Here is a 16,118-nt window from a genome sequence, read left to right on the forward strand (position 1 = left end):
ACCGACCGGAGAGCCCATGACCACCAGCCCGGAGCGGCGCTACGCGGACCGCCTGGAGGAGTTCGCCCACCGCCGCCCCCTCCTCGTCGACCTGGCGACGGCCCTGGCGCTGATGGCCTGCGCGACGTACGGCACCTCCCTGTCCCTGCCCAGCGCGACCTCACCGGCCCAGGACAAGACCGGAGTGGTCTGCATGGGCGTGGGCTGCCTCCTGCTGCTCAAGCACCGCGCCTATCCGCGCACCGTCGTCCTGGTCAACACGGCCTGCACGGTCGCGGCGGTCACGAAGGGCTATCTGCTCACCCCCCTGCTGCTGGCGCCCATCATGGCGGCGCTGTACTGGCTGGCCACCCACACCGACCCGAAGACCACCCGGGTGTACGGCCTGGTCACCATGGTGGCGGTGACCGGGGCGGCCGTGTTCGCCGACTCCATGGACCACCTGTCGCTGCTGCTGCGGACGATCGGCCCCTTCTTCTGGCTGCTGCTGCCCCTCGCCGCGGGCAACATGACGCGGATGCGGCGCGCCTATCTGCACGCCGTGCAGGCCCGGGCCGAGCACGCCGAGCGGACCCGGGAGGAGGAGGCCCGCATGCGCGTCACGGAGGAGCGCATGCGCATCGCCCGGGAGCTGCACGACGTGGTGGCCCACCACATGGCGCTGGCCAACGCCCAGGCCGGCACCGCCGCCCACCTGGCCCTCACCAGCCCCGAGCAGAGCCGGAAGATCCTCAACGACCTGACCGGCACCACCTCCGCCGCCCTGCGGGAGCTGAAGGCCGCGCTCGGGCTGCTGCGCCGGCACGACGACGCCGACGGCACGGGCACGCTGGAGCCGTCGCCCGGGCTGGCCCGGCTGCCCGAGCTGGTCGCGGCCTGCGAGTCGGCCGGTCTGGACGTCGCCGTCAGCACGGAGGGGGAGCCGCAGCCGCTGTCGCCCGGCGTCGACCTCACCGCGTACCGGATCGTGCAGGAGGCCCTCACCAACGTCAGCAAGCACGCCGCCGCCGAGACCGCGCACGTCCTGCTCTCCTACACGGACTCCCGGCTGCTGATCACCGTCACCAATGACGGCCCCAGCAGACCGGCGGCCGGCCAGGGCCGCGGTTTCGGCGTCATGGGCATGCGCGAACGGGCCCGCTCCATCGGCGGCGACCTGTGCGCCGGTCCCCGTCCCCAGGGCGGCTTCGAGGTGGCCACCGCGCTGCCGCTGCAGCCCGCGGACCACCTCCCGGAAGGAACCGGCGCATGACGGTCAGGGTGCTGCTCGCCGACGACCAGGCCCTGCTGCGGGCCACCTTCCGCATCCTCATCGACTCCTGCGCGGACATGGAGGTCGTCGCCGAGGCCTCGGACGGCAAGGAGGCGGTGGAGCTGGCCCGCGCCCACCGCCCGGACATCGTGCTGATGGACATCCGGATGCCCGGCACCGACGGCCTGACCGCCACCTCCACGCTGTGCGCGGACCCGGAGCTGTCCGCCACCCGCGTGCTGATCCTGACCACGTTCGAGACCGAGGACTACGTCGCCCAGGCCCTGCGCGCCGGGGCCAGCGGCTTCCTCGGCAAGGACGTCACCGCCGACACCCTGCTGGCCGGGCTGCGCACGGTGGCCTCCGGTGAGGCGCTGCTGTCACCGGGCGCCACCCGCTCCCTCATCACGCGTTTCCTCATGGCGCCGGCCCCCGGCACCGATCTCGCGCCGCCGGAGCGCCTGGCCGACCTCACCGTCCGCGAGCGCGAGGTGATGGCCCTGGCGGCGGAGGGCCGCTCCAACACCGAGATCGCCGACGACCTGGTGCTCAGCCCGCTGACCGTGCGCACCCACATCCACCGGGCCATGACCAAGCTCGGCGCCCGTGACCGGGCCCAGCTCGTCGTCATCGCCTACCAGTCGGGGCTGGTCCGCGCGACGCCCCCGGCGTGAGGGGGCGTCACGGCCTGCCGTAGGCGGCCACCATGAGGTGCTGCGCCACCCGGTTCATGTCCCGGCCCTTGGCGTCGGTGGAGTTGACGCTGTAGACGAGGGTGCGCGAGCCGTCGCGGGTGGAGGCGAGAGCCGCGTTGTAGCCCCAGCGCCCGCCCGTCTTGCCCCACACCTCGCGCCCGCCCAGCACCTTCATGGACAGGCCGGCGGAGTGCGCGGCCGGTTCGCCGCTGCCCAGGTCGCTCACCCGGGGCAGGGTGAACATCTCCTCCAGCAGCGGCCCGTGCACGACCTCGCCCCGGAACAGGGCGCGGGTGAACCGTTCGAGGTCCTTCGTGCTGGAGACGAGGTCGCCGGCCGCCCAGCCGTCCGTGCTCGTCCACACGGACACGTCGCGCAGCCCCGTCGTCCCGTCGTCCAGCCGCATCCGCTGGTAGCCGTGGTTGTGCGGGCCGGTGATGCGCGGATCGGTGCCCGGGGAGTACGTGTCGCGCAGCCCCAGCGGGCGGAGCACCCGGCGGGCGAGCTGGTGCTCGTAGGTGTCGCCGGTGACGCGTTCGACGATCAGACCGGCGACGGTGTAGCCGATGTTGAGGTAGTGCTGCCGCTCGCCCGGCGCGAACTCCGGCCGCTTCGCGGTCGCCGAGCGGACCATCTCGCGGGGGTCGTGGACCTCCAGGCGGCGGGCGTACCACTCCTCGACGGTGGTGCCGGGGACGTCGGCCGCCGGGATGCCGTGCGTGTGGTTCAGCAGCTGGCGGACGGTGACGCCCGCGTACGACACCGGGATCAGCTCCGGAAGGTAGGAGCGGGCGGTGCGGTCGAGGTCCAGCCGGCCCTCGGCGGCCAGCTGCAGGGCGAGGGTCGCCGTGAAGACCTTGGTCACCGACCCAGCGCGGAACCGGGCCCGGGGATCGGCCGGGCGGCCGGTGCGCAGGTCGTGCACGCCGGAACTGCCGTGCCAGACGCCCTCCTTGCCCCCGACCCGCACGAGGGCGGCGGTCGCGTCGGCGTCGGGGAGCCCGGCGAGGGCGGCCTCCAGGGCGGCGTGCGGGGACCGCGCGGCGGCCGCGGCGGGCGCGGCGTGGGCGGTGGCCGGCAGGACGGAAGGTCCCGCCGCCACGCCCACGGCGAGGACGGCGGCCAGCAGTGCGGTACGGGGTCTCATGGGTCAACTCCGGTGTGAGGGGCCGTGGTCGGGAACGGCTCCATCCTCCGCGGGGGCGGCGCGCGGCGGATCGCCCGAGCGAGCGGTTCCGGCGCCCCGGCACCTCACCGGCGCGGGGGAGGAACCGGCCGTTCCGGCTCCCCCGGGCGGGGCTCCCCGGCCGCGACCAGGCCCGTCTCGTAGGCGCAGATCACGGCGTGGATCCGGTCCCGCAGCCCCAGTTTCGCCAGCACGTTGCCCACGTGCGTCTTCACGGTGTGGTCGCTGACCACCAGCTCGGCGGCGATCTCGGCGTTGGACAGGCCGCGCGCGAGCAGCAGCAGCGTCTGGCGTTCGCGGGCGGTCAGCACGTCCAGCCGGGGGTCGGGCCCGCGCAGCCGGGCGGCGGTGGGCCGGGTGTACTGCTCCACCAGGCGCCGGGCGACGGTCGGCGCGAGCAGCGCGTCGCCCCGGGCCACGACCCGCACCGCGTGCACGAGGTCGTCGCGCCGGACGTCCTTCAGCAGGAACCCGCCGGCGCCCGCGTGCAGCGCCTCGTACACGTACGCGTCGGAGTCGAAGGTCGTGAGCATCACCGTCCGGCAGCCGCCGGCCGCGCTGATCGCCCGGCAGGCCTCGATGCCGTCCATGCGCGGCATCCGGATGTCGAGCAGCGCCACGTCCGGGGCGTGCCGCCGCACCGCCTCGACGGCCTCGGCCCCGTCGGCGGCCTCCGCGACGACCTCGATGTCCGGCTGCACGTCCAGGATCAGGGCGAAGCCGCTGCGCACCAGCTCCTGGTCGTCGGCCACGACCACCCGGATGGTCACCGCACCGCCTCCCGGGCGGCCGGGGCGGGGGCGAGGGGCAGGCGCACGCGCACCCCGAAGCCCCGGCCGTCCGGGCCCGCCCCGGCGGTCGCGGTGCCGCCGTGCGCCGCGGCCCGCTCCCGCATCCCGACCAGCCCGTGCCCGCCCGCGCGGCCCGGACCGGGCCGCGGCCCGCGCCCGTCGTCCGTCACCCGGATGTCCAACTCCTCGGCCTCCCAGTGCAGTTCCACCGTCACGGTACGGGCGCCGGCGTGCCGGACGGTGTTGGTCAGGGCTTCCTGGACGATCCGGTACACGGTGGCCCCGACCCCGTCCGGGACCGGGCGGACGCGGCCCGCGCTGCGGTGGCCGACCTCCAGGCCGCTGCCCCGCACCCGGTCCAGGAGGGCGGGCAGTTCGGCGAGGCCGGGCTGCGGGGCACGCGAGGGGCCGCCGGGTTCGTCCCCGTCCCGCAGCACGCCCAGCATCCGGCGCAGCTGGGCCATGGCGTCCCGCCCGGTCGCGGAGATGGCGTCGAAGGCGGCCTCGGCCCGCTCGGGCGCGGCCCGCACCGCCACGGGTCCGGCCTCCGCCTGCACGATCATCAGGCTCACCGCGTGGGACAGGATGTCGTGCATCTCGCGGGCGATCCGGGCCCGTTCCCGGGCGGCGGCCCGCTCGGCCTCCACGCGCTGCGCGCGCTGCCGGGCGTCGGTGAGGCGCCCGAAGACGTAGGCGGCGGCGAACACGAAGCAGGAGAAGGTCAGTTCGCGAGCGGACCGGGTGTTGAGCCACACCCCGGCCGGCACGGCGACGAGCAGCACGAGCCCGGTCAGCAGCCGCCGCGGCGCGGGCGACAGGGCGGCGATGGTGTACACGGCCACCAGGCCGGTGTACGGCAGGGGCTGTCCGGGCCCGTCGAGGGTCAGCCGGTACAGCGCGTTCGCGGCCAGCACCGCGAACAGCACGGTCAGCGGGGCGCGCCGCCGCCAGACCAGGGGCACGACGGTGAGCGTGCTCAGCCCGTACGCCCCCCAGGTCGCCGGCGGCAGGGCGGGATCGCGCGGCACCAGGAACGGCATCGTCATGGCGCCCTGCACGAGCAGGGCGATCCCCAGATCGGTCGGCAGCGGCCTGGCCGCGGCCAGTTCCCGCGCCCGGCCCCACCCGTCGCTCAGCCTCCCGCGCATGCCGCGTAAGCCGCGTATGCCGCCGACGGCCCCTGTGCCGCGTGTCCCCGTCACCCCGTACGCCCCCGTCCCGTGCCGGCTGCCGGACACGGTAACGGGGCGGGGCGCCGCCGCGGGCGGACGGCCCGGCGTCACCACGCGGCCGGAGCGGCTCCGCCCCCGACGCGCGTCCCCGTACCGGGTGGCGCACGCCCTGCGCGCCTGGGCCCTGGCGGACCCCCAGCGGTACTTCCTCGTCTTCGGCACGCCGGTGCCGGGCTACCACGCGCCCGACGACATCACCGCGATCGCCTCCGAGACCATGGCGACCCTCCTGGACGCCTGCGCCGAGCTGCCTCCGGACGGCGCGGCGACCCCCTGTCCCTGGAACTGGCCGGCCACTTCACCGGCATGGGCTTCGACCCGGCGCGCCTCTTCGCCGCCGAACTCGACGCCCTGACGGGGCAGTCGAGGACCGCCTGATCCCGTCCCGGCAGAACGCGTTTGCGAAGATCGCCTGTTGGTGTGCGCTAAACTCCTTTACCGGGCTCTTACGCTCTGTTGAGCGTGTCCACGCTCGGTCGCAGGTCGGTATTCGCCCGGTATCGGGCCGCATGCAGGGGGGCGTGACATGGGTCGAGTGGTGTGCGTACGCGTCCACAACGCCGCCCGTGACGGCGTCCCTGATACCGGCCGCACCGCCGTCTGAGCGGTCCTCTCCCGCTGCTGCGGCGGGCACCCCGAGGCCGACACCGGCCGGGCCGGCCGGGCCGGTGAACCGCGACACCGCGAGGTGATCCCGGGACCACCGCGAGACCGGGCGTCATCGCGTGACCGGGTGTCACCGCGCGACGGGGTGACACCGCGTCACCGGGTGTCACCGCGTGACCGGGCGGCGCGTGCCATCCGGCCCCGCGTCCGACGGCCCCGCCCGAGCGCGACGGCCCCCCGGAACCGCCGAGGCGACCCGCAGCCGTCCTGACGCATCCGCCGCTCCGCCGCGTTCCCCGGGCGGCCCTCGGCCGCGACACCGCGCATCACCCCACCGCCCGTCCCGGCCGGTGACCGGCCCGACCGGCCCGGCGGAACCGACCGCTCACCGCCCACCCGCCCGCACCCGCACGCCACCACGCCCGGCGCACCCCGCGCCCGGCCGCCGGCACCCGCCACGGCACAGACGCCACAGACCCGACACCGGAGGTCAGACGCCCGTGCACGACACCACCGCCATGCTCATAGAACTCGGCGCGATCATCCTCGCGCTGGGGCTGCTGGGACGCCTCGCCGGACGGGTCGGCTTCTCGCCCATACCCCTCTACCTGCTCGCCGGGCTCGCCTTCGGCCAGGGCGGCATCCTGCCGCTGCGGGCCAGCGAGGACTTCGTCGCCACCGGCGCCGAGATCGGCGTCATCCTCCTGCTGCTCCTGCTCGGCCTCGAGTACAGCGCCTCCGAACTCGTCACCACCCTCAAGACCCAGTACCCCTCCGGGGCCGTGGACCTCGTCCTCAACGCCCTGCCGGGGGCCGCGATGGCGCTGCTGCTCGGCTGGGGACCGGTGGCCGCCGTCGCCCTGGCCGGCGTCACCTGGATCTCCTCGTCCGGCGTCATCGCCAAGGTGCTGGGCGATCTGCGCCGGCTCGGCAACCGCGAGACACCCGTCGTGCTCGGCGTGCTGGTCCTGGAGGACCTGGCCATGGCGGTCTACCTGCCGATCCTCACCGCCCTGCTGGCCGGGGTGAGCCTGGCCGGCGGCGCGCTCACCCTGCTGATCTCCCTCGGCACCGTGGGCGCGGTTCTGTACGTGGCGCTGCGGCACGGCCGCCTGGTCAGCCGCGCGGTCTCCTCGGACAGCGCCGAGATGCTGCTGCTGGCCGTCCTCGGGCTGACCCTCCTGGTGGCCGGGGTCGCCCAGCAGTTGCAGGTCTCCGCCGCCGTGGGCGCGTTCCTGGTCGGGATCGCGCTGTCCGGCGAGGTCGCCGAGGGGGCCAGCAGCCTCCTCACGCCGCTGCGGGACCTGTTCGCCGCCGTGTTCTTCGTCTTCTTCGGGCTGCACACGGATCCGGCCGACATCCCGCCCGTGCTGGTGCCCGCGCTCGCCCTCGCCGCCGTCACCACGCTCACGAAGGTCGCCACCGGGTACTGGGCCGCCCGCCGCGCCGGGATCTCGCCCCGGGGCCGCTGGCGCGCGGGCGGCACCCTGGTCGCGCGGGGCGAGTTCTCCATCGTCATCGCCGGGCTCGCCGTCGGCGCCGAACCCCGGGTCGGCCCGCTGGCCACCGCCTACGTGCTGATCCTGGTCGTCGTCGGCCCGCTCGCCGCCCGCTGGACCGAGCCCCTCGCCCGGCGCCTGGACCGCCGCACCGCCTCCGCACCCGCTGCGGAGAGCCTCAAGAGCCCGGCTTCGGCGGGGAGTTGAGCAACGGGGACACCGCGTGCCGGGAACGGCTCGATGACGCCCGGGCAAAGTGGCCATATCCCCCGACCGCGCCCGGCGGACCTGACAGGGGGGCACAATTTCTGTCCAGGAGAGCGGAAGGAACCGCCGGCATGATCGAGTGGATGCCCCTGAGGACCGGCATCAGGCCCGTCCCGCAGCCCCTGGCGACGCCGTTGGTCTGGGCCGGGGCCTTCGGCGGCGCGCTGGTGCTCGTGGCGCTCGTCAACAGCGTGGCCGGGCCCGGCCGGCCCGAACTGGTGCTGGCCGCGCTGTCGTTGCTCGCCGCCGTGCTGGGGCTGTGCGCCCGCTTCACGGCGGCCCCCGGCACGGCCGTGCTGTGCTGGCTGTTCCTCAACGCCTTCGGCATCCCGCCCATGGGCACCCTCAGCTGGGCCGGCCACCGCGACACCACCTGGCTCGCCTGCCTGCTCACCGCCGCCTTCGTCGGCACGGCCCTGGCCCGCGTCGCCCACGCCCGCGCCGCCTACCGCCGCCTCGGCCCGGGCGGCGCCGGGCCCGGAGACCGAGGGCGTTAGGATCCGGGCCATGCCCCTGACCGCGGACGACGTGGACCGGTTCGAAGCCTTCAGGCCCCGCCTGGAAGCCATGGCGTACCGGCTCCTCGGTTCGGCGAGCGAGGCCGAGGACGTCGTGCAGGAGACGTTCCTGCGGTGGCAGGCCGCCGACGTCGAGCGCGTCGAGGTGCCCGAGGCGTGGCTGACGAAGGTGCTCACCCACCTGTGCCTCAACCAGCTCACCTCCGCCCGGGCCCGCCGTGAGACCTACGTGGGCCAGTGGCTCCCCGAGCCGCTCCTGGCCGGCGACCCGATGCTCGGCCCCGCCGACACCGCCGAACAGCGCGAGTCGGTCTCGTACGCCGTGCTCACGCTGCTGGAGCGCCTGACGCCCAACGAGCGGGCCGTCTACGTGCTGCGGGAGGCCTTCGGCTACACGCACCGGGAGATCGCCGGGATCCTCGACGTCACCGAGGCCGCCAGCCAGCAGATCCTCCACCGCGCCAAGCGGCACGTCGCCGCAGGCAAGGCCCGCGCGGAGGTCGACGAGGCCACCGCGCGGCGGGTCGTCGACGAGTTCCTCGCCGCCGCCACCAGCGGCCGGACCGAACCGCTCGTGCGGCTGCTCACCGAGGACGCCGTGGCGGTCGGCGACGGCGGTGGCAAGGTCCCGGCCCGTGCCCGTGCGTTCGAGGGCGCGCTCGCCGTCGCGAAGTTCCTGCGCGGCATGTTCAAGCCGGGCAAGGCCCAGCGCGCCCTGGCCGGGGGTTCCGTCGACGTCCACGCGACCACGGTCAACGGCGGCCCCGCCCTCCTCGCGGTCGTCGACGGCCGGGTCTTCGGCGTCATCAGCCTGGAGATCACCGCCGACGGCATCGCCGCGTTCCGCAGCCAGGTCAACCCCGACAAGCTGGAGCGCGCGACGCGGCAGTGGGCGGCCGCCGAGCACGGCGACCCCCTGGTGACGATCTTCTGACCCCGCGCCCACGGTGATGTGAGCTGCTTCACATCGCATTCCTGTCAGGAAACGGCGGACCACCCGGTTCAAGGGGTGAATCCGCAGACGACAGGAGCCAGGAAATGCAGCACCGCATCATCGTCCTCGGCGCCGGATACACCGGCGCCGTCGCCGCCGGCCGTCTCGCCCGGCGGCTGCACCGCGACGACGTCGCCATCACCCTCGTCAACGCCGAGCCCGACTTCGTCGAGCGCGTCCGGATGCACCAGCTCGCCGTCGGCCAGGACCTGACGCCCCGGCCGCTGGGCGAGATGCTCCGGGGCACCGGCGTCGCCCTGAAGCTCGCGAAGGTCACCGCCGTCGACGTCGACCGCAAGACCGTCACCGTGACCTCCGCGCAGGGACCCGCGGGGCCGGGGCGCGAGGAGCCGGGGCGGGGGGAGCCGGGGCGGGAGGGGCCGGAGTACGAGGAGCTGGCGTACGACACCCTCGTGTACGCGCTCGGCAGCGGCTGGAACGCCCAGGACGTGCCCGGCGTCGCCGAGCACGCCCACGAGATCGCCGGCCGCCCCGGGGCGCTCCGGCTGCGCGAGCGCCTGGCCGGCCTGGCCGCCGGGCAGCCCGTCGTCGTGGTCGGCGGCGGCCTCACCGGCCTGGAGGCCGCGACCGAGATCGCGGAGGCCCGCCCGGACCTCGACGTCGCCCTCGCCGCCGGCGGCGGTCTCGGCGACTGGCTCTCGCCGCGGGGCCGCCGGCACCTGCGCAAGGTGATCGACCGGCTCGGCATCACCGTGCACGAGCACGCCACGGTCACCGCCGTCGCGGCCGACCACGTCACCACCGCCGGCGGCGGCACCCTCCCGGCCGCGGTCACCGTGTGGACCACGGGCTTCGCCGTCCACCCCATCGCCCGGGCCACCGCCCTGGAGGTCACCGGCACGGGCCGGATCGTGGTCGACCGGACCATGCGCTCGGTCTCGCACCCGGACGTGTACGCCGTCGGCGACGCGGCCCTCGCGACGGGCCCCGGCGGCAAGCCGCTGCGCATGTCGTGCGCCTCGGGCGTGCCGATGGCCTGGCAGGCCGCGGACGCCGTCGCGGCCCGGCTGACCGGCGGGAAGCTCCCGAACGTGTCCATCAGGTACTTCAACCAGTGCATCTCGCTGGGACGCGGGGAAGGCCTGATCCAGTACGTCACCGCCGACGACCGCGCCGTCGACGCGGCCCTGACCGGCCGGTTCGCCGCCCTGTACAAGGAACTGGTCTGCAAGGGCGCTGCCTGGGGCGTCGCCCATCCGGTCCTCGGGCCGGCCCGCCGCCGGCGCGTCGTGGCCGGAGCGGTTACGGCGGACCCCTCGGTCGAGGCGGCGGCCTGACGGGCGGGACGGACCGGGCCCGGGGCGGGTGCCCTGGGCCCGGCCGCCGTTTCAGCCGCCGTTCAGCCGCCGGTCAGAGCCGGTCGAGGATGCCCTGGAGCTGCTCGACCTCGGCGGACTGGCCCTTGACGATGGCCGCGGCCGTCTTGAGGGCGTCGGCGTTCTCGCCGTCGCGCCGCTCGTCCTCGGCCATGGTGATCGCGCCCTCGTGGTGGTCGATCATCATCCGGGCGAAGGCCCTGTCGAACTCCTCGCCCTTCATGGCCTCGAGCCGGCTCAGGTCGGCGGCGCTCATCATGCCGTCGCCGCCGTGACCACCGCCGTGACCGCCGCCGTGGTCCGTGCCGGGCGCCGACGGGGCGGTGGTGGGCTTGTTCCAGGCCGTGAGCCAGCCCTTCATCGTCTTGATCTCAGGCTCCTGGGCCCGCTCGATCTTCCGGGCGAGGTCCTTGATCTCGCCGTCGGAGGCCCGGCCGTCGGCCAGCCGGGACATCTCCAGGGCCTGCTCGTGGTGCGGGATCATCATCTGCGCGAACATCACGTCGGCGTCGTTGAAGCCACCGGCGGGGGCGCTGGAGGCGGCGCCCGCCCCGGCGCCGGCCGTGGCCGACGGGCCGGTGCCGGCGTGGTGCGTTCCGCTCGTGTCGTCGCCGCTGCCGCAGGCGGACAGCAGCAGGGCAGCGGCCGCGAGGGCGCTCGCCGCGGCGGTGCGCCGGGCGGCGGTACGCCGGGCGGCAGTGCGGCGCAGGGCGCGCGTGAAGGCGGTCATGGTGTCTTTCACCTCGGGTGGTTCGGTCTTCGGGCTGTTTTCGGGTGTGCGAGACGGCGGGACCGCGCGAGGAGCGCGCCCGCGAAGGTGTCTCGGCCTACAGCCGAAGGACCGACAGCCGGGTGGGATCGGGACCGCGGGGCGGAGGGGGGTCGGGGCGCGACGCCGCGCGGGCCCGGGCGCGCAGCGGCGTCAGCCGGTCCGGGTCGCGGGCGAGCGCCGAGCGGACGAGCGCGCCGAGCACCCATGCGGCGAGCAGGACCGCCACGCACAGGGAGGTCATGTCCCCGGCGCCGACGGGCAGGTCGGTGGAGGCCGAGTGCCCCGCCGCGGCCGGGTGCGGCGCGTCCTCGAAGGAGGCGGCGGCCGGTTCCCCGTGCGCGGATTCCGCCCGCGGCATCGCCGCCGCCCCGTGCGACGCCTGCCCCGTGCCCGAGCCGTGCGCCTCGGTGGGGTGGCCCACGGTGTGCATGACGAAGACCCCGAGCGCCAGCACCACGACGAGCAGCAGGTGCCCGAGGGCGCCTCCCGCTCGTACGTACCGGTTCACGGCCACGGTGACTGGACCTCCGTCGTGGACGACAGGGGCAATATACCCCCGGCCCGTATCCGGAGGGCCCGGGCCCCGGGTCCGTCAGTGGTGGGCGTGGACGACGGCGTGCCCCTTGCCCCGCCCGATCATCCACTTGTTGACGGGCGTGGTGACCAGGAAGGCGACCGCGAACCCGCCGAGCAGGGCCGACCAGAACAGCCCGTCGGACAGATGGGCGTCCATCGCGCCCGGCGTCAGGGCGATGATCGCGTTGTCGACGAGCTCCATGACGGCGATCGAGACCGTGTCGGCGGCCAGCGCCACCTTGATCGCGGCCCGGAGGCCGAGCCCCGCCCGCACCACCGCGAACAGGGTGAACGAGTAGCCGAACAGGAACGCCAGGGAGATCGCCAGCGCCATGGTCGGCACGTTGCCCCAGAGCAGCGCGGTGCCGATGACCATGCCGAGGATCTCGCCGATGGCGCAGCCGGTCAGGCAGTGCAGCGTCGCCTTGACCGCCATGCCCCAGGAGGCGCCCGACCGGGCGTCGTGGGGCGACGCGTGAGGTGCCGAGTCGTGAGCGGTGTGGTCCATGTCGCCCACTCTATACCCCTGGGGGGTATCTGGCCACGGGAGCGCGGCCCCGCAGGGAAAAAATCTGGAAGGGCGGACAGCGCTGCGGGTGGGCACCGGCCCTGACCTGCCGGTGCCCACCCGCACGCGCGCGTGGCGCCTCGTCCGCCGGGGCGGACGCTAGCCGCCCACGTACCAGCTGAACCCGCCGTTGCTGGACGCGACCGCCAGCATCACGAGCCACAGCACCACGGCGACCACGCCGAGGATGATGCCGGCCTTCGCCATCCCGGCACCGTTGCCGCCCCCCTGACGGCGGGCGACGACACCGAAGACGATGGCCAGCGGGCCGAGGATGATGTTCAGGATGAACAGCCCGACGATGCCGCAGCACAGGCTCGCGATCGCCATGCCGTTGGTGCGCGATCCGGAGGACGCGGCAGGGGAACTGCCGTAACTCGTCATGGGAGACTCCCAGTTGTCGATGACACGGACCGAACGAGCCGCCCGTGGCCTCACGTTCGGCTCGATGGTCCGAATGCCCCCTTGTCGCGATCCCATGTCACCCGGCGCGCAGGGCCGGGGCGCAGGCCGCCGTCAGAACAGCCCCTTGTACCCCTGCCACCCGGTCGCGATCTTCGTGCGGCCGCCGAAGGAGCCCTTGCCGTCGCCGTTGTTGCGCCAGGCGTTGCCGGAGGTGTCGCGGGAGACCAGGTCGGCCCGGCCGTCGCCGGTGAGGTCGCCGACGCCCACGACCGTGTCGTAGGACGCGCCCCAGTCGTTGAAGACCTTCACGCGGGCCTTGAATCCGCCCGTGCCGGTGCCGTCGTAGCGCCACAGCTCGTTCGACTTGTCCTGGGCGAGCAGGTCGCCGCGGCCGTCGCCGTTGAGGTCGCCGACACCTACGATCTTCTTGTAGCCCGTCCAGTTGGACGCGATCTTCACGCGGGTGGAGAGCGTGCCCGTGCTCGTCGCCTTGTACAGGTAGACGTCCCCGGTCGTGGCGTGCCGGGCGATCAGGTCCGCACGCCCGTCACCGCTGATGTCCCCCGGCGAGGTCAGCACGTTGTACTGGGTCCAGCCGGACGTCCCCAGCGAGGTGTACGCGGTCGAGGGGGTCACCGCCTTGCCGCACCCCGGCCGGTAGGCGCGCAGCGCCCCGCTGCTGTACCGCACGAGCACGTCGTTGCACCGGTCCCCGTTCAGGTCGCCGAACGGCACCGCCTTCACGGTCGTCGGCCACCCCGAGCCCGTGGTCTTCCCGGTGAACACCCCGGTGCCGGAGCCGTACTGGTACGTCAGCCCGCCCGAGCCGTTCAGCGTCAGCAGCTCGCCGAAGCCGTCCGCGCCCACGAAATCGCGCCGCGCGGCCGCCGCGCCGGTGACCTTCACCGACCCCGTCCTCGTCAGGGCCGCGCCCTGGCCGTCGGCGGGGGTGACGGTCAGCGTCCAGGTGTAGGCGCCGTTGGGCACCAGCCGGCCGGCGCCGTCCTTGCCGTTCCACGCCGGGGCGACCACACCGCGCGCCTGGCCGCCCGAGAGGGTGCGGACGGCCGTGCCCGCCTTGCCGGAGAGCACCAGCTTCCAGGAGGCCGCCGGCTTGTTCAGCCACCACTTCGGGCTCCACTGCGCGGCACCGCCCTTGACGTCCACCGAGGCGGCGACGGTGGCGTCCCGCAGCACCAGGGGGGAGACGGGGACGCCGCTGGGCGTCAGCCGGACGGAGTTGTCGGAGCGCAGCTGCGCGATCACGCCGGTGTACGGGTCGACGTCCCAGGTGTGGTAGGCGTTGCCCTCGAACGCTCCGGCGGTGCGCGTCACGGGCGTCTCGCCACGCACGTCGATCACCTTGAGCTGTCCCTCGTCGGACAGCGCGACGAAGCCGTCACCGAGCTGCGCCTGTCCCCACACGTCACCGGAGACGAGCGTCGTCTTCCGCTTCGTGACGGTGTCGTAGACGCCCAGGCCCTCCGAGTTGAGCACGCACTGCCACAGCAGCCGGTGACCGACCGCCTGGAAGTTCTCCAGCAGGCACCCGCGCCCGAACGACACCGGCTCGCCCTCGCGCCCGCTCGGCAGGTCGACCGGGATCACGCCACCGCTGCCGTACGACAGCCACGCCGTGGTGCCCCACAGCGCCTCCACCCGCTCCGTCGTCGCGTACACCGTGCGCCCGGAGTCGAGGTCGACGATCCGGGTCTGCCCCGCTTCGGCGCTGTCGAAGGAACCGGTCAGCGCGGCGAAACGGCCGTTGGCGGCCGTCACCGGCAGCAGCGTGCGGGAGCTGTCGATCCGGGTGCCCGGCATCGACTGGGCGGGCCCGAGGAGGTGGGGCTGGGCCGCGGTGTCCTCGCCGTAGCCGGCGATGATCGTCCGGCCGTCGCCGGTGTCGGCCAGGCGCGGGCCGCCCTCGCCGTAGGGCACCAGGTCGATGCGGCCGCGGTTGGTGCGCGTGCCCGCCGTGGGGGAGCCGGTCACGCCGGTCTCCCGGGTGTGCAGGTACGTCCACTCCCCGGCGGGGTCCTCCTCCACGGTGGTCAGCCGGCCCTGGGCGTAGGTCAGCCGGGAGACCGTGTGGGCGGCCCGCCGCGGGTCCGCGTCGGCGACCCGGCGCACGGTCACCCCGCCGCCGGCCGCGGCCTCGACGAGGGAGACGCCCCAGTGGTCCGGGTCCGTGCCGCCCGGGACCAGCAGCCCGCCGTCCGGGGTCGGCATGGCCTGCCGCGACGTCCGGGCCAGGATCGTCCGCGGCGCGGAGCCGTCGAGCGGGACGGCGTCGACGCGCCAGACCGGGAGGCTGGTGCTGCTGCGGCCGTAGGACGCGTCGTACCGGGACACGATGACGGAGTCGCCGACCAGGCCCAGCACCTGCCCGACGTCGTCGAGCGGCATGGTCCGCGGCGTGGCGGTCAGGTCCTGGCGCGAGACGGTGGACAGGGTGCCGTTGTGCCACCACACCAGGTGGGTGGCGCTGAGCGCGACGAGGGAGTACCAGGCCTTCACCTCGTACGGCAGGGTCGTGAGCCGCCCCTGCTCGACGTCGAGCCAGCCGGTGAACTCGTCGTCGCCGATGCGGTACCGCACGATCTGACCGCGCGCGTCGCCCAGCGACGAGTGCCACAGGTAGCTGCCGGAGGGCAGGCCCGGCACCGTGCGTTCGGCGACCGAGCCGTCGTCGCCGAGGTCCAGCAGGTGCAGCACGGTGTTCGATCCGGCGGTCCCCGTGGTCGTCACGACCGTCGACCCGAGGGTGCTGAAGTAGGTGTGCCCGTCGGGCAGGGCGATCTCGTTCGTCTCGCCGGAGGCCATGTCGCGCAGCGTCACGGTCCGGTCCGTGTGGTCGTAGCGGGCGACGACGTCCGTGCCCGCGCCGGACGCCGTGGTGCCGTACGAGTCCCAGCCGGACGGGTCGACGACCGTGTCGGTCCCGTCGTAGCCCGTCCACAGGTGACCGCGGCCCTGCTCGAAGCGGAGGAACCCGGAGGGCCCCGCGCTCAGCAGGCTCGTCCAGGGGACGGCGGCCGTGGTGGCCGGGACGACCACCTCTCCGGCGACCGTCTCGCCGTGCGCGCTGCCGGCGGTCAGCGAACCGAGACCGACGGCGAGCGTGAGGGAAACGGCGACGGCGGTGGCGCCTCGAACGAGCGCGCGTCTGCCCATGCAGGACCTCTCCGGGGATGTAGGCATGGCGGAGAGGCCGGTACGTGTGCCGCGGAGCCGCAGGTCATGGACGCGCGGACCGGTGACGTTCGGACACCCCCCCAGGTGAGTGGCCGGATCGTAGCAGTTGTCCGGTCCATGATCGACAACGGAGCCCGAGCCGTCCCCGCCGCCCGTTCCCGCCGTTCCGGCCACCCGGCGACAGTACTCCGATAACATGTTCGACCTTGCCAAAGGATCAAAAAC

At 74.5% G+C, this 16,118-nt stretch carries 13 protein-coding genes and 2 pseudogenes; 7 read left to right on the forward strand and 8 right to left on the reverse strand.

All coding sequences use genetic code 11. The features are described from left to right. The first annotated feature begins 16 nt into the window (after positions 1-16). Together ACPXCS_RS05280 and ACPXCS_RS05285 are read left to right on the forward strand one after the other, a co-directional pair. Positions 17-1,252 (forward strand): sensor histidine kinase, encoded by a 1,236-nt coding sequence (locus ACPXCS_RS05280; protein ID WP_425944053.1) that lies wholly within the window; start codon positions 17-19, stop codon positions 1,250-1,252. Continuing rightward, entirely contained in the window at positions 1,249-1,926 is a 678-nt protein-coding gene (locus tag ACPXCS_RS05285) for a response regulator transcription factor (RefSeq protein ID WP_425944051.1), read from the forward strand. The genes ACPXCS_RS05280 and ACPXCS_RS05285 overlap by 4 nt, the downstream gene beginning before the upstream one ends. A 7-nt stretch (positions 1,927-1,933) precedes the next feature. On the opposite strand, the gene ACPXCS_RS05290 is transcribed toward ACPXCS_RS05285, so the two are convergent. The 3 genes and pseudogenes from ACPXCS_RS05290 to ACPXCS_RS05300 form a co-directional block, all read right to left on the reverse strand. After that, positions 1,934-3,094 carry a serine hydrolase domain-containing protein gene (locus ACPXCS_RS05290; RefSeq protein ID WP_425944049.1) on the reverse strand — a complete coding sequence of 387 codons (1,161 nt, stop codon included), beginning with the start codon at positions 3,092-3,094 and terminating at the stop codon, positions 1,934-1,936. 3 nt (positions 3,095-3,097) lie between these two features. Further along, positions 3,098-3,903 (reverse strand): annotated as a pseudogene (locus tag ACPXCS_RS05295) (response regulator). Then, a complete protein-coding gene (locus tag ACPXCS_RS05300) occupies positions 3,900-5,072 on the reverse strand; it encodes a sensor histidine kinase (RefSeq protein ID WP_425944047.1) in 1,173 nt (390 codons plus the stop codon). The pseudogene ACPXCS_RS05295 and the gene ACPXCS_RS05300 overlap by 4 nt, the downstream one beginning before the upstream one ends. 181 nt (positions 5,073-5,253) lie before the next feature. On the opposite strand from ACPXCS_RS05300, the pseudogene ACPXCS_RS05305 reads away from it, so the two are divergent. From ACPXCS_RS05305 to ACPXCS_RS05325, 5 genes and pseudogenes are all read left to right on the forward strand, one after another. Then, positions 5,254-5,534: pseudogene (locus tag ACPXCS_RS05305) on the forward strand (TetR-like C-terminal domain-containing protein); the annotation flags it as partial. A gap of 728 nt (positions 5,535-6,262) precedes the next feature. Then, positions 6,263-7,468 carry a cation:proton antiporter gene (locus ACPXCS_RS05310; protein WP_425944046.1) on the forward strand — a complete coding sequence of 402 codons (1,206 nt, stop codon included), beginning with the start codon at positions 6,263-6,265 and terminating at the stop codon, positions 7,466-7,468. Between the two features lie 131 nt (positions 7,469-7,599). After that, the gene (locus ACPXCS_RS05315; RefSeq protein ID WP_425944045.1) at positions 7,600-8,025 is read left to right on the forward strand and encodes a hypothetical protein; all 426 of its coding nucleotides are present in this window, start codon (positions 7,600-7,602) and stop codon (positions 8,023-8,025) included. Positions 8,026-8,035: 10 nt separating this feature from the next. Continuing rightward, positions 8,036-8,980 (forward strand): RNA polymerase sigma-70 factor, encoded by a 945-nt coding sequence (locus ACPXCS_RS05320; protein WP_425944043.1) that lies wholly within the window; start codon positions 8,036-8,038, stop codon positions 8,978-8,980. 104 nt (positions 8,981-9,084) lie between these two features. After that, positions 9,085-10,338, forward strand: a complete 1,254-nt coding sequence (locus tag ACPXCS_RS05325; protein ID WP_425944041.1) for an NAD(P)/FAD-dependent oxidoreductase — start codon at positions 9,085-9,087, stop codon at positions 10,336-10,338. A 73-nt stretch (positions 10,339-10,411) separates the two neighbouring features. Here ACPXCS_RS05325 and ACPXCS_RS05330 read toward each other — a convergent pair whose 3' ends face one another. From ACPXCS_RS05330 to ACPXCS_RS05350, 5 genes are all read right to left on the reverse strand, one after another. Then, complete coding sequence (locus ACPXCS_RS05330; protein ID WP_425944039.1) at positions 10,412-11,107, reverse strand: DUF305 domain-containing protein; 696 nt, start codon at positions 11,105-11,107, stop codon at positions 10,412-10,414. A 97-nt stretch (positions 11,108-11,204) separates the two neighbouring features. Then, entirely contained in the window at positions 11,205-11,663 is a 459-nt protein-coding gene (locus ACPXCS_RS05335; protein WP_425944037.1) for a DUF6153 family protein, read from the reverse strand. Positions 11,664-11,741: 78 nt separating this feature from the next. Continuing rightward, the gene (locus ACPXCS_RS05340) at positions 11,742-12,233 is read right to left on the reverse strand and encodes a DUF4396 domain-containing protein (RefSeq protein ID WP_425944035.1); all 492 of its coding nucleotides are present in this window, start codon (positions 12,231-12,233) and stop codon (positions 11,742-11,744) included. A 159-nt stretch (positions 12,234-12,392) separates the two neighbouring features. Further along, positions 12,393-12,677, reverse strand: a complete 285-nt coding sequence (locus ACPXCS_RS05345; protein ID WP_425944034.1) for a DUF4190 domain-containing protein — start codon at positions 12,675-12,677, stop codon at positions 12,393-12,395. Between the two features lie 132 nt (positions 12,678-12,809). After that, entirely contained in the window at positions 12,810-15,872 is a 3,063-nt protein-coding gene (locus ACPXCS_RS05350; protein ID WP_425944032.1) for an FG-GAP-like repeat-containing protein, read from the reverse strand. Positions 15,873-16,118 lie beyond the last annotated feature (246 nt).

Origin of the sequence: Streptomyces sp. DT190 (assembly GCF_049846985.1) — a bacterium.
GTDB lineage: Bacteria > Actinomycetota > Actinomycetes > Streptomycetales > Streptomycetaceae > Streptomyces.